The sequence below is a fragment of the Lentzea fradiae genome (assembly GCF_900100955.1).
GTDB lineage: Bacteria > Actinomycetota > Actinomycetes > Mycobacteriales > Pseudonocardiaceae > Lentzea > Lentzea fradiae.
In genome coordinates, this window is the sequence record NZ_FNCC01000007.1 from 438791 (window position 1) to 452450 (window position 13660).

Consider the following 13660-nt stretch of genomic DNA (forward strand, 5'->3'; position numbering starts at 1 on the left):
TGGAGCGTGGGCATCCAGAACCGGCGGGAGCGCGAGCGCGCCGAGCGCCATCAGCTGATCATCGACGCCGCTCGCGAGCTGGCGGAGGAAGAAGGCTGGGACGCGGTCACCACGCGCCGGCTCGCCGACAGGGTCGAGTACAGCCAGCCGGTGCTCTACAGCCACTTCAAGGGCAAGGACGCGATCGTGCGGGCGGTGGCGATCCAGGGGTTCGGGGTGCTGGGGCAGGAGCTGCGCAAGGCACGCCCGAGGCGGGGACAGACGCGGCTGCGTGCCACCGCGGAGGCTTACCTGGAGTTCGCGCGGAAGCGGCCGGCGCTCTACGACGCGATGTTCGTGCAGCAGATCGACCTGTCGTTCGGCACGGAGGAGACGCCGGCGGAGCTGCGCGAGGCGTTCGCCGAGATGGTTGCGGCGGTCGAACCCGTTGTGGGGCAACGAGACCTGGAAACGTTGACCGAGGTCTACTGGAGCACCCTGCACGGCATCGCGACGCTCACGCGGAACGCGCGGCTGCGGACGGGCGAGCACGAGGCCCGGTTGGAGCTGGCGCTAGGTGCGCTCAGCCTGGCACAGCAGGAAGACCGGCCGTGACCCCACGCGGGTGAGGACGACGGTGGCCTCGGAAGAACCGGAGAGCTTGAGGCGCTTGCGCAACGTGTTCGGGTCGACGTCCAGGCCGCGCACCAGGATCTCCAGCCGTCCGACGCCCCGGGTCCGCAGCAGGGACTTGAGCGACTTCTCCGTGTAGTGGCCGTGTTCGAGCACGCGGAACGCACGGATGCCGGGCGGCGGGGCGTCCCCGCTGAGGTAGGCGATGCGTTCGTCGAGCTGCCACAGGCCGTGGCGGGCCGCGTAGTGGCGGACCAGGCCCGCACGCACGACCGCGCCGTCCGGGTCGACGAGCCACGCACCGGGTGGGGCGACGGGGCAGTCATCGGGTTCGGCGTCGGTGAGCGTCCACGACGACGAGCCGTGCAGCACGGACGCGCGGCGCGAAACCCCTGGCGTGGCGAGACCTCTCGTCCACAGGCATGCTTCGCGGACCGCGCCGTCGAGCGACACGACCTCGATCTCGTCGGCCCACGGCGCCACCGCGAAGTCGATGCCGGGAGCGCACTTCACCGCGAGGTCGACGCCCGCGTAGACGGACGCCAGCTCGTCCAGCGGCGGCACGAAGTCCGACGGGTTCCACTTGCGGCGCCCGGCGGAGTCACGGCGGGCCGGGTCGGCGGTGACGGCACCCGCGCGCGACACCGGCCGCAACGCGTCGGCCCGCACCACGAGCCGGCCGGGAACGTTGTTGCGCGCCATCGCGAGCCGCACCGGGTCGAGGTCGGAGCCCACGCAACGGGCGGCGACCTGGCTCAGCGCGAAGAGGTCGGCGCCGATGGAGCACGTGACGTCGTGGACGTCACGACCGGCGAACCTCGCCGCGCGGTGCCGGGCGACGGCGGACGCGGTGGCCTGCTGCAGGGCGTCGTCGGTGAAGAGCCACGACGAGGGCGAGTCGAGCTTGGCCGCGGCGCGACGGCGCAGCAACACCGTCTCCACGACCGGCGCGAACGACTCGCCGAGCAGCTTGCGGGCCACGCCGACGTCGTGCAGGCGGGACGAGTCCGTGAACGGCAACGCGTCCACCTCGGCCAGCGCGGCGGTTCCGGCGGCGGAGCGCAGGAACGCCACGTCGGACGAGGTGAACGCGTACACCGGGTCAGGCGGGCTTCTCGCCGGCGATCGCCACGTTGTAGAAGACCTCGCGCGGCAGGACCTTCGACAGCACGTTCTGGTCGAGCCACGAGAGGTTCTGCCAGGTGCGGTAGGCGAACATCGCCCAGCCGAAGCCCAGCTTCTCGCGCGGCACGGCGGCCTCGAACGTGCGCACCGGCCAGCCGAACAGCGCGGCCGACAGCTCGTCGGTCACCGCGCGGACGGCCACGGCACCGGCACGGCGGGCCGTCGCCTCCAGCTGGTCCGGGTCGAACGTGTGCAGGTCGACCACGGCCTCCAGCGCGGCGGCGCGGGAGGACTCGTCGAGCTCCTCCTGCGAGCGGCGCCAGCCGTTGAGCACCGGCACGGCCTTGGTGACGTTGGTGGTGAGCCACCACGTCGCCTGGCCGAGCTTGCGGGCGTAGAAGTTGCCGATGTTCGTCGGGTCGCCCGCGAACACGAACCTGCCGCCCGGCTTCAGCACGCGCAGCACCTCGCGCATCGCGCCCTCGACGTCCGGGATGTGGTGCAGCACGGCGTGACCGACGACGAGGTCGAACGTGTTGTCCTCGTACGGGATCCGCTCGGCGTCGGCGACCCTGCCGTCCACGTCGAGGCCGAGGTTCTGCGCGTTGCGCAGCGCGACCTCGACCATGCCGGGCGACAGGTCGGTGACCGAGCCCTTCTTGATCACGCCGCCCTGCATGAGGTTCAGCAGGAAGAAGCCGGTGCCGCAGCCCAGCTCCAGGGCGTGCTCGTACGGGCCCACGTCACCGGCCGCGGCGCGGAACCGGTCCGTGGCGTAGGTGATGCAGCGCTCGTCGTAGGAGATCGACCACTTCTCGTCGTAGGTGCCCGCCTCCCAGTCGTGGTAGAGCACCTGCGCGAGCTTGGTGTCCTTGTAGGCCGCCTCGACCTCTTCGGCCGTCGCGTGCGGGTTGGGTGCCGGGTCAGTTGCCACTGAACTTCGCCTTTCCGGGCCCGTTCTCGATGAACGACTGCACGCCCGCCTTCTTGTCCTCGGTCGCGAACAGGGCCGCGAACAGGTGGCTCTCGAGCTTGAGACCCGACTCGAGGTCGGTGTCGAGACCGCCGTCGACCGCGGCCTTCGTCGCCGCCAGCGCGAGCACCGGCCCGTTCACGAACTGCTTCGCCCAGCGCACCGCGGCCGCGTACACGTCGTCGGGGGCGACGACCTCGTCGACCATGCCGAGCTCCAGCGCCTCCTGGGCGCCGACGAACCGGCCGGTGTAGAGCAGGTCCTTCGTCTTCGCCGGGCCGATCAGCCGGGCGAGGCGCTGCGTGCCGCCACCGCCGGGGATCAGGCCGAGCAGGATCTCGGGCTGGCCGACCTTCGCGTTGTCACCGGCGATGCGGCGGTCGCAGCCGAGCGCGACCTCGAAGCCGCCGCCCAGCGCGTAGCCGGTGATCGCGGCCACGGTCGGCTTGGGGATCGTGGCGATCGCGCCGAGCGCGTCCGACAGGCTCTTGGCCCGCAGCGTCATCTCGGCGTGGGAGATCTGTGCGAACTCCTTGACGTCCGCGCCGGCCGCGAAGACCTTCTCGCCGCCGTAGACGATGACCGCGTAGACGTCCGGACGTTCGGCGGCCTCCTTGGCCGCGGCCTGCAGCTCTGTCTGCACCTGCCGGTTCAGGGCGTTCATCGGCGGCCGCTCCAAGCGGATCGTGCCGATCCCGTCCTCGACTTCCAGCCTCACAAACTCAGCAGTCACGCGGCCCTCCCAAAGTTCGTCGCGACGACGGTGTCACGTTACTCCTCGGTAACTTCGCTACACCTTCCGGCGTGCGAAGAACCGGTCGCCCGACTTTTGCAGCTCCAGGTCCTGGCCGAACGTCTTTGAGAGGTTTTCCTCAGTCATCACGTCGTCCAGCAGGCCCTGGGCCACGACCGAGCCCTCGCGCAGCAGCAGGGCGTGCGTGAAGCCCGGCGGGATCTCCTCCACGTGGTGCGTGACCAGCACCATCGCGGGCGCGTCCGGGTCGAGCGCCAGCTCCGACAGCTTCGCCACGAGGTCCTCGCGGCCGCCGAGGTCGAGACCCGCGGCGGGCTCGTCGAGCAGCAGCATCTCCGGGTCCGTCATCAGGGCGCGGGCGATCAGCGTGCGCTTGCGCTCGCCCTCGCTGAGCGTGCCGTAGAGGCGGTCGGCCAGGTGCCCGATGCCGAGGGTGCCGAGCAGCTCGCGGGCGCGGTCGGTGTCCTGCTTGCCGTACTCCTCGCGCCAGCGCCCGAGCACCGCGTAGCCGGCGGAGACGACCAGGTCGACGACCTTCTCGTCGGCGGGCACCCTGCCGTTCAGCGCCGCGGAGCACAGGCCGATGCGCGGCTTGAGCTCCTGCACGTCGGTCTTGCCGAGGCGTTCACCCAGCAGGTGGACCTTGCCCCTCGTCGGGTGCAGGTCGGCGCTGGAGAGCCTCAGCAGGGTCGTCTTGCCGGCCCCGTTCGGGCCGAGCACCACCCACCGCTCGTCCAGCTCCACGCTCCAGTCGATGTTGCCGACCAGCGTGTTCTTCCCTCGACGGACCGACACGCCCGCCATGTGCACGACCAGATCTGTCACGTCGACGTCCGCCACGGCCCCATTGTCCCCAACGGCCACCGGCGGGTCCTGCAGCGGGGTGTCCCTCGGGACGCGCGGCGCCGCTGCGCCGCCTGTGTGAACTCTCGAGTTCATTGTCGGTGGCGGATGCCAAGATCGGGGGCATGGCTACTCGACCCGAGTCCGAGGTGCTGGCAGGCCGGCCGTTCCCGCTGGGGGCGCACGCCGAGGCAGGCGGTGTCCGCTTCGCGGTGACATCGCTCGTCGCCGACGCCGTCGAGGTGTGCCTGATCGACGACGAGGGCACCGAGAAACGGGTGGAGCTGACCGAACGGACGTTCGGCGTCTGGCACGGTCTCGTGCCCGGCGTCACGCCCGGCCAGAAGTACGGCTTCCGGGTGCACGGGCCGTACGACGCGGCCCGCGGGCTGCGCTGCAACCCGGCGAAGCTGCTGGTCGACCCGTACGCGCGGCAGATCACCGGCAAGATCACGAACCTGGAGGCCGCGCTCGGGTACGTGGGCGACCCGATGCACGGGCCGCCGTCGGTGGCCGACTCGCTGGGGTCGGTGCCGCTGTCGGTCGTGAGCTCACCCGGTGGGGCGAACACGGGCGTGAAGCCCGAGGTCCCGTTCGAGGAGACGGTGATCTACGAGCTGCACGTCAAGGGCTTCACGAAGAACCACCCGGACATCCCGCCGCGGCTGCGCGGCACCTACCTGGGCCTCGCGCACCCGGCGGCGGTCGAGCACCTCGCCCGGCTGGGCGTCACCACGGTCGAGCTGCTGCCGGTGCAGGCGTTCCAGGACGAGCCGTCGCTGATCAGCAGGGGCGCGTCCAACTACTGGGGCTACTCGCCGCTGGCCTACTGCGCGCCGCACGCCGCCTACGCGAGCGAGCCGGGCAACGAGGTGCAGGAGTTCCGGACGATGGTGTCCGCGCTGCACGCGGCGGGCATCGAGGTGCTGATCGACGTCGTCTACAACCACACCTGCGAGGGCGGGCCGGACGGGCCGACGATCTGCTTCCGCGGGTTCGACGCGCCGGGCTACTACCTGCACGCGGGTGGCGGCAGCACGGTCGACATCACCGGCTGCGGCAACACCCTCGACGCCGGGTCGCCGCAGGTCGTGCGACTGGTGACGGACTCGCTGCGGTACTGGGCGGAGGAGATGGGCGTCGACGGGTTCCGGTTCGACCTGGCCTCGACGATGGGCAGGCCGGGCGGCGGCTTCTTCGACCGCGACTCGGCGCTGCTCACCGCCATCACCACCGACCCGGTGCTGTGCCGGTCGAAGCTGATCGCCGAGCCGTGGGACGCGACCGGCGACGGCTACCGCGTCGGCGACTTCGGCGTGCAGTGGGCCGAGTGGAACGGCCGCTACCGCGACACGGTCCGCGACTTCTGGCGCGGCCACACGTCGGTGCGCGACCTCGCCTACCGGCTCTCCGGCTCGTCCGACCTGTACGCGGACGACCTGCGCAGGCCGTGGCAGTCGATCAACTTCATCACCGCGCACGACGGGTTCACGCTGCGCGACCTCGTCTCGTACAACGACAAGCACAACGAGGAGAACGGCGAGGACAACCGCGACGGCACGAACGACAACAGGTCGTGGAACTGCGGCACCGAGGGTGAGACGTCCGACCCGGAGATCCTCGCGCTGCGCACCAGGCAGGCGCGGAACCTGCTGGCCACGCTGCTGCTGTCGACCGGCACGCCGATGATGACCGCGGGCGACGAGATGTGGCGCACCCAGGGCGGCAACAACAACGCCTACTGCCTGGACAACGCGGTGTCGTGGGTCGACTGGACCGAGACCGAGGCGGGCAAGACGCTGCTGGGCTTCACCCAGCGCCTGATCGAGCTGCGCGCGTCCTCCCCCGCGCTGCGGCAGCCGCAGTTCTTCGAGGGCCGCACCACGCCCAGCGGCAACCCGGACCTGGTGTGGTTCCGGCCGGACGGCCGCGAGATGGCCGAGACCGACTGGTTCGACGAGGGCCGCCGCACGCTCGGCATGTTCGTCGACGGCTCCAACTGCATGTCCCGCACGCGCGAGGGCGAGCTCGTGTCCGACGACTCGTGGCTGCTGCTGATGCACGCGGGCGCCGAGCCGATCACCGTGACGCTGCCGCACGAGCGGTACGGGCAGTCGTTCGAGCCGTACCTCGACACGACGACGCCGGACGGCTCCCCCACCGCCCCCGGCGCGCTGGCGCCCCGCGCGGAGGTGGAGGTGGGCGCGAGGTCGTTGGTGCTGCTCAGGGTGCCTCGCTGATCACCTGGTGGACGCTCCAGACAGGCTCCGGCTCGGTCTGGCACCATCACGGAGTGCTGGTCTACTCCTGGACGGACCGCGCGATCGACCTCGTTCTCGTGGCGTCGTGCGGGTGTAGCTCGACGCGACGCACGCGCTGACAACGCGCTCCGCGTCGCGTCTTGATCGCTACCCCGTACCGACGTGGCTTTCAGGAGCGAGTCCGGTGACCTCGACCTTTGCTGAGAACACCCCTGTCCGCGACCAGTCCGACCTGCACCCCGCCCTCGACGGCCGGCTGCTCAGGGACGTGATCCACCCGTCCCGGTCCCTGTGGACACCCCGCGAGCTGCGGGAACTGACCTCGTACGTGGCGAGCGAGCTCACGACCGAGCTGCTCTCCGTCCTCGAGTACTCGACCGAGCACCGCTGGTGGGCGCGCCTCGGCCTGACCGAGGGCGTGGAGCTGTGGCTGCTGTCGTGGCTGCCCGGCCAGCACACCGAGCCGCACGACCACGGCGGCGCCGCGGGCTCGTTCACCGTGCTGACCGGCAGGCTGCGCGAGGAGTACCGCTACCCGGCGGGCCCGGTCCGCACGGCCGTCCGCGAGACCGGCGACGCCCTCGGCTTCGGCTCCGGCCGCGCCCACCAGGTGCTGAACACCTTCGACACCCCCGCCGCCACCGTGCACGCCTACTCCCCGCCACTCGTGCCGACGCGCGAGTACGCGTCGCTGCTCGACATCCCCGACGCGATCCCACCGCTGCCCGCACACCGCCTGCCCCTGGCGGAGCTGCGCAGGCTGGCCGACCTGGAGGGCCCGTGAGCAAGCTCGACGCGATCCTGGACGAGGCCCGCTCGCACCTGCGGCGGCTGGAGCCGCACGAGGTGCACGCCCTGGAGGACGCGCTGGTCGTCGACATCCGGCCCGCCCGCAACCGGCTCGCCGAGGGCGAGATCGAGAACTCCGTGGTGGTCGAGCGGATCGTGCTGGAGTGGCGTCTCGACCCCGCCGGCGAGTGGCGGCTGCCCGGCTTCACCGCCGACACGACCGTGGTCGTGGTGTGCAACGAGGGGTACTCGTCCTCGCTCGCCGCCCGGGACCTGCAACGGGTCGGGCTGGTGAACGCCACGGACCTGGTGGGTGGGTTCCGCGCCTGGCGGGAGGCGGGGCTGCCGGTGGTGCCGGGCGGGTCCGAGCCGGTGGTGTGAGCCGCGCGGAGCGGGTCCCGGGCTTGGCGCGAGGAAGGGCTGCCGGTGGCGCCGGGCGGGCGGTGTGAACGCCGCGCGTGGAACCGCTCTCCCGCCGGTAGCGTCTGCGGACCGTGACAGTTGTGCGCTGGCTCGTGACCGCCGTCGTCGTGGCGGGCACGATCGCCTGGACCTATCCGGACGTCCTCATCGGTCTCGTGGGCGCGTTCGTCGGCATGCTGGTGGCGATGACCGCTCCCCAGGCGGGGCTCGCGTTCGGGGCGGTCCTGTTCGGACTGCGGATCACGCACCTGATCATCGGGCTGGGCAGCGAGGTGAAGGCGTGGACCTGGACGAACCGGCGGGTGGTGGTGCGGGCGGTGCCGCTGCTCGCGACGGTCGGCATCACCGGGCAGAAGCCGGGGGTGCGGTGGCGGACGGTGTCGACGGGGGCGTTCGCGGTGCTGTTCTACGCCGGGGTCGTCGCGCTCATGTGGCTCGCCACCGGGTCGGCGTTCGGACGGGGGATGGCGCTCGCGGGGGCGGGGTGTCTCGCGTTGCAACTGGTGCCGGTCAAGCAGGCGGGGCACACGAGTCTCGGGTGGTTCGTGTTCACGCTGCCGAAGCTGTCGGGACGGCCGCTGGCGGAGCTGGAGGCACGGCCTCGCGTGCTGGCGGGCATGGACGCCTACCAGCGGGGTGACCTCGACGAGGCCGAGCGCGTCGTCGACGGGTTGCTGCGGGACCACCCCGACCTGATCACGGTGGTCGGGTTGAAGGTCGTCACGGCGTGCGCGCGGGAGCGGTACCTCGACGCGTTGCAGAGCGTGGTCGGGCTGAGCGCGCGGGAGGACCTCGGTGCGCACGAGCTGTCGCTCGTCATGGCGACGACGGCCGGGGTGACGGCGCTGGCGGTGGAGGCGGGACAGTTCCCCGCCGAGGTCGGTCTGGAGACGGCGCGCGACATGCTCGGCAACGCCTACGAGGCCGGGTACCCGAGGCACCGGGCGAACGGGACGCTGGCGATCATCGCGCTGCTCGAGGGCGACACCGCCGAGGCGCGCAGGCTCGCCCGGCACGCGGCCGACTCGAGCGAGAACGCGGCCGAGCGGGCCGACGAGCTGGTCACCATCGCGCGGGCGTGGATGGCCGACGGCGACAACGCGAAGGCGCGCGAGCTCGCGGCGGAGGCGCACCAGCTGGCGGGCTGGAGCCCGCGGGTCGCGGCGACGCACGCCCGGCTGCAGATCAGCTGAGCCACGTCCCGGGGCACCCGGCCGGGTGCCCCGGGACCCGCGTCAGCTCGCCAGCACGACCCTGCCCAGCTCGGCCGGGGAGGCCAGCAGGTCGTGCCGCGGCAGCACCCGCACGGTGTAGCCGAGCGCGCCCGCGTGCGGCAGCGGCACCTCCGCCTCGTAGTTGCCGTTGCCCGCGTACGTCATCGGCGAGGTCACGACGTCGGTGAGGTCGTCGGAGTCGTTCGACACCTTGCCGAGCACGACCTGCACGTCCACTTCGGACGGCTCCAGGCCGGCCAGCTCGACGCGGGCCCGCACGATGACCGGCGCGCCCAGCACCGGCACGGACGAGCCGCCGAGGACCAGGTCGCTGTCGAGCACCCGCACCCGCGTCCACGACGCGCGCAGCCGGTGCCGGTACGCGGACAGCTCCTTGGCGCCCCGGTAGCCGTCGCCGAGGACGTTCTGCGCCGACGCCGCGGCCGGCGCGTAGTAGGTCTCGACGTACTCGCGGACCATGCGCGACGCCTGCACGACCGGGCCGAGGGAGGCCAGCGTGTGCCGGACCATCGACAGCCAGCGGGTCGGCACGCCGTCCTCGCCGCGGTCGTAGAACAGCGGCGCGACCTGCGAGCCGAGCAGGTCGTAGAGGGCGTTGGCCTCCAGGTCGTCGCGGCGGACCGGGTCGTTGACGCCGTCCGCGGTCGGGATCGCCCAGCCGTTGGAGCCGTCGTACAGCTCGTCCCACCAGCCGTCGCGGATCGACAGGTTCAGGCCGCCGTTGAGCGCCGCCTTCATGCCGGACGTGCCGCACGCCTCCAGCGGGCGCATCGGGTTGTTCAGCCACACGTCACAGCCCCAGTACAGGTACCGGGCCATCGACATGTCGTAGTCGGGCAGGAACACGATCCGGTGCCGCACGCCCGCGTCGTCGGCGTAGCGCACGATCTGCTGGATCAGCGCCTTGCCGCCGTCGTCGGCCGGGTGCGACTTGCCCGCGACGACGAGCTGCACGGGCCGTTCGGGGTGCAGCAGCAGCGACCGCAGCCGCTCCGGGTCGCGCAGCATCAGCGTGAGGCGCTTGTAGGTGGGCACGCGCCGGGCGAAGCCGACGGTCAGCACGCCGGGGTCGAACACCGAGTCGGTCCAGCCGAGCTCCAGCGCCGACGCGCCGCGCTGCAGCCACGACTCGCGCAGCCGCCTGCGGACCTCGTCCACCAGCCGGCCGCGCAGGGTGCTGCGGATCTCCCACAGCCCGGCGTCGGTGACCGGCTCGAACGAGCCGATGCCGAGGCCCATCCGGTTGTCGGTGGCGTCCGACTCGGACTCGCCGAGCAGCTTGCTCATCTCGGTCGCGGCCCAGGTGGGGCCGTGCACGCCGTTGGTGACCGACCCGATCGGCACCTCGGTGGCGTCGAAGCCGGGCCAGAGGCCGCGGAACATGTCCCTGCTGACCTCGCCGTGCAGCTTGGACACGCCGTTGGCGCGCTGGGCGAGCCGCAGGCCCATGTGGGCCATGTTGAACATGCCGGGGTTGTCCTCGGCGCCGAGCGCGAGGATGCGCTGGGTGTTCACGCCGGGCACGAGCGTCTCGGACCCGAAGTAGTGCTGGACCAGGTCGACGGGGAACCGGTCGATGCCGGCGGGCACGGGCGTGTGCGTGGTGAACACGGCACCGGCGCGCGCCGCCGTGAGCGCCTGGTCGAAGTCGAGGCCGTCGTTGGTGATGTACTCGCGGATGCGTTCGAGGCCGAGGAAGCCCGCGTGTCCCTCGTTCGTGTGGAAGACCTCGGGCTGGGCGTGTCCGGTCAGCTCGCAGAACGTCCGGACGGCCCGCACGCCGCCGATGCCCGCGAGGATCTCCTGGCGGATGCGGTGGTTCTGGTCGCCGCCGTAGAGGCGGTCGGTGACGCCGCGCAGGTCGTCGTCGTTCTGCTCCACGTCGGAGTCGAGCAGCAGCAGCGGGACGCGCCCGACCTGCGCCTTCCAGATCTTCGCGCGCAGCATCCGGTCGCCGGGCATGGCCACGTGCACCAGCAGCGGCAGGCCGGACGGCTCGGTGAGCAGCTCCAGCGGCAGGCCGCGCGGGTCGAGCACCGGGTAGTGCTCGATCTGCCACCCGTCGAGCGACAGCGACTGGCGGAAGTACCCCGACCGGTAGAGCAGGCCGACGGCGATCAGCGGGACGCCCAGGTCGGAGGCGGCCTTGAGGTGGTCGCCCGCGAGGATGCCGAGGCCGCCCGAGTAGTTCGGCAGCGCCTCGTGCACGCCGAACTCCATCGAGAAGTAGGCGACGCTCGTGGGCAGCGGGGTGTCGGGGGCCCCGTGCTCCCTGCGGCTCGCGATCTCGTCCTGGCGGCGCTGGTACCAGCGCGGACCGTGGACGTACCGCTCCAGGTCACTCGCGAGCGCGTGGAGCCTGAGCAGGAACTGCTCATCTCTCGCGAGTGAGTCGAGGACCCCGGCGTCGACGACGGAGAGCAGGCGCAGCGGATCGCCACCCACCTCTGACCAGACACGGGAGTCGATCGAGGCGAAGAGTTCCTGCGTGGGCGGGTGCCACGTCCAGCGCAGGTTGGTGGCGAGCGTGCTCAGCGCGGACAAGGGCTCCGGCAGGCTGGCTCGGACGGTGAACCGGCGAAGTGCTCGCATGACGAGGCAACTTACCCGCCGCACTCGGGGGCCTGACAACGTTCCCGCTCAGACCTGCAACGACTTGCAGAACCGGTCAAGAAGACGCGTGGCCGTGAGCAGGACAGACGCGGCCGCGGGTTGGCCCGCGTCACACGCGCGTCATCCGTTCGAGCGGTTCGCCGGTCAGTCCTTCTGCTCGCCGGTGATCAGCAGCTTCTCGCCCGTGCCGGAGATCTCCAGCGAGTGCTCGGAGGTCGTGGACTTGTCCGAGTCCTTCTCCGTCAGCTGCAGCGCCTGAGTGACCTCGAACGTCCCGTCGTCGTTGGCCGACACGACCGGGTTGCCCAGGGCCACGACCTTCGAGAACGCGCCCCAGTACTCCTTCTCGGCGGCGAGGCCCGGCGCCTGCTTCTGGTCCCAGTCGCCGCGGGCGCCCTCGACGTTGCCGGGCAGCTTGCCGTAGTGCTGCTTCACGAAGCTCGCCACCTGGGCCACCGAGAACTTCGTGGCGGGCGGCTTCGACGACGGCGGCTGGGACTGCGTCTGGGTCTGGGTGGTCGTCGTGGGCCTCTGGGTCTCCTGCGGGGACGGCTCCGCGGGCGCGGCGGGGGTGCTGCCCGCGGTCTGCTCCGGGGTCTCCTGGGCCGAGGTGCCGGGGTTCGCGGACTTCTTCTCGTCGTCGTCCTGCGCGAGCACGAAGCCGATGCCGAGGACCAGCAGCACGCCGAGGACCGCCGCGGCGACGGCGAGGCCGCGGTTGCGCTTCTGCTCCGGCTCGTCGCGCCGGTCGTCATAGCGGTCGTCGTAGCGGTCGTCGTAGCGGTCGTCGTCGTAACGGTCGTCGTAGGTCTCCGGCAGCGGTGCCGGGGGCCGGGTGCGCGGCGGGCCGGTGCGCGGGCCCTGCGGCGGCATTCCCTGCGAGGTCATCCCCTGCGCCGCCATGTTCTGGGACGTCATGACCTGGGGCGGCATCGCGCGGGTGCCGTGGGCACCGGGTCCCTGGGGCGGCATGACGGCGGTGCCGGACGGCGGGGTCATCGGGCGCGGCGGGATGACCTGCGTGGCGGGGACGGGCACGCCCGCCGCGATGGCCTTCAGCTCGGCGGCGGCCTGGGCCGCGGTCGGACGCTGCGCGGGCTCGTTCGCGAGCAGCCTGACCAGCAGGCCGGTGAGCGGGCCGGACCGGGTCGGCGGGCGGGTCTCGCCGCGCGCGACCTTGTAGAGCAGGCCCAGGTCGTTCGTGCTCTTGCCGAACGGCGGCTCGCCCTCGGTCATCGCGTAGATCGTCGCGCCGAGGGAGAAGACGTCCGACGGCGGCGCGGGCTCGGCACCGCGGGCCAGCTCCGGCGCCAGGTAGGCGGGGGTGCCCGCGAGCATGCCCGTCTTGGTCACGGCGACATCGCCCAAAGCACGCGAAATGCCGAAATCGGTGATCTTGACGGCGCCCTCGCGTCCAATCAGGACGTTGCCGGGCTTGATGTCGCGGTGGACGATGCCCTTCTCGTGGGCCGCGGCGAGCGCGGCGGCGGCCAGCGACCCGATCCGCGCGGCCTCCTGGGCGGGCATGGTGGCCCGCTCGCTCAGGATCGCCGACAGGTTGCGCGACGGCAGGTACTCCATGACGAGGCACGGCTTGCCGTTCTCGACGACGACGTCGTACACCGCGATCGCGTTCGGGTGCTGCAGGCGCGCCGCGATGCGGCCCTCGCGCATGGCCCGCTGGACCGCCTCGTGGAACTCGTTCGGCTGAACTTCGTTGAGCAGGAGCTGCTTGACCGCGACGTCCCGGTGCAGGAGCTCGTCGCGCGCACGCCACACGACACCCATCGCCCCGGCGCCGAGTTGGTCGAGCAGGACGTAGCGATCACCAACCTTGTTCACGCGGGCACGGTACCCGTAGCACCGCTGTAACCCTGTGAGTATCAAGAAAACGGTCCACTGGAGAGGTCCGGAGGTGACGTCGCCGTGGCCGGGAGACCCTGGACACACGGGCGATCGGAGGTGTGCGATCGACCCCGGGTGGGTACGGCTCTGAACAGGGCAACCCGCCGGAGCGCGGGTTGATCGGGCA

11 protein-coding genes are annotated in these 13660 nt (G+C 71.7%); 5 read left to right on the forward strand and 6 right to left on the reverse strand.

Annotated features, from left to right (window positions below):
• Positions 1-6: 6 nt before the first annotated feature.
• Complete coding sequence (locus tag BLT23_RS19260) at positions 7-594, forward strand: TetR/AcrR family transcriptional regulator (protein ID WP_090051145.1); 588 nt, start codon at positions 7-9, stop codon at positions 592-594.
• On the opposite strand, the gene BLT23_RS19265 is transcribed toward BLT23_RS19260, so the two are convergent.
• The 4 genes from BLT23_RS19265 to BLT23_RS19280 are packed head-to-tail and all read right to left on the reverse strand — an operon-like array spanning position 553 to position 4268.
• Positions 553-1710: a THUMP-like domain-containing protein gene (locus BLT23_RS19265; protein ID WP_090051146.1), complete on the reverse strand. Its 1158-nt coding sequence runs from the start codon at positions 1708-1710 to the stop codon at positions 553-555. The two genes, BLT23_RS19260 and BLT23_RS19265, sit on opposite strands and share 42 nt — an antisense overlap.
• A 4-nt stretch (positions 1711-1714) precedes the next feature.
• Positions 1715-2671: a class I SAM-dependent methyltransferase gene (locus BLT23_RS19270; RefSeq protein ID WP_090051147.1), complete on the reverse strand. Its 957-nt coding sequence runs from the start codon at positions 2669-2671 to the stop codon at positions 1715-1717.
• Positions 2661-3443 carry an enoyl-CoA hydratase/isomerase family protein gene (locus tag BLT23_RS19275; protein ID WP_245744034.1) on the reverse strand — a complete coding sequence of 261 codons (783 nt, stop codon included), beginning with the start codon at positions 3441-3443 and terminating at the stop codon, positions 2661-2663. The genes BLT23_RS19270 and BLT23_RS19275 overlap by 11 nt, the downstream gene beginning before the upstream one ends.
• Before the next feature lie 57 nt (positions 3444-3500).
• A complete protein-coding gene (locus tag BLT23_RS19280) occupies positions 3501-4268 on the reverse strand; it encodes an ABC transporter ATP-binding protein (protein WP_218133798.1) in 768 nt (255 codons plus the stop codon).
• Between the two features lie 164 nt (positions 4269-4432).
• Here BLT23_RS19280 and glgX point away from each other — a divergent pair, with 164 nt between their 5' ends.
• The 4 genes from glgX (at position 4433) to BLT23_RS19300 (ending at position 8973) form a co-directional block, all read left to right on the forward strand.
• Complete coding sequence (glgX, locus tag BLT23_RS19285; protein WP_090051227.1) at positions 4433-6547, forward strand: glycogen debranching protein GlgX; 2115 nt, start codon at positions 4433-4435, stop codon at positions 6545-6547.
• Positions 6548-6752: 205 nt separating this feature from the next.
• The gene (locus BLT23_RS19290) at positions 6753-7352 is read left to right on the forward strand and encodes a cysteine dioxygenase (RefSeq protein WP_090051149.1); all 600 of its coding nucleotides are present in this window, start codon (positions 6753-6755) and stop codon (positions 7350-7352) included.
• Positions 7349-7738, forward strand: a complete 390-nt coding sequence (locus BLT23_RS19295; RefSeq protein ID WP_090051150.1) for a rhodanese-like domain-containing protein — start codon at positions 7349-7351, stop codon at positions 7736-7738. The genes BLT23_RS19290 and BLT23_RS19295 overlap by 4 nt, the downstream gene beginning before the upstream one ends.
• A 122-nt stretch (positions 7739-7860) precedes the next feature.
• Entirely contained in the window at positions 7861-8973 is a 1113-nt protein-coding gene (locus BLT23_RS19300) for a hypothetical protein (RefSeq protein ID WP_090051151.1), read from the forward strand.
• A gap of 42 nt (positions 8974-9015) precedes the next feature.
• Here the strand turns inward: BLT23_RS19300 and glgP are convergent, their stop codons facing one another.
• On the reverse strand, positions 9016-11607 hold the full coding sequence (glgP, locus tag BLT23_RS19305) for an alpha-glucan family phosphorylase (protein ID WP_090051152.1): 2592 nt from the start codon (positions 11605-11607) through the stop codon (positions 9016-9018).
• 165 nt (positions 11608-11772) lie between these two features.
• Positions 11773-13470 carry a serine/threonine-protein kinase gene (locus BLT23_RS40065; protein ID WP_245744035.1) on the reverse strand — a complete coding sequence of 566 codons (1698 nt, stop codon included), beginning with the start codon at positions 13468-13470 and terminating at the stop codon, positions 11773-11775.
• Between the last annotated feature and the right edge of the window lie 190 nt (positions 13471-13660).

Bases quoted from the DNA above. Each gene is read 5' to 3' on its own strand.
- glgP (WP_090051152.1), bottom strand. From the start codon at position 11,607: ATGCGAGCACTTCGCCGGTTCACCGTCCGAGCCAGCCTGCCGGAGCCC.
- BLT23_RS19280 (WP_218133798.1), bottom strand. From the start codon at position 4,268: ATGGCGGGCGTGTCGGTCCGTCGAGGGAAGAACACGCTGGTCGGCAAC.
- glgX (WP_090051227.1), top strand. From the start codon at position 4,433: ATGGCTACTCGACCCGAGTCCGAGGTGCTGGCAGGCCGGCCGTTCCCG.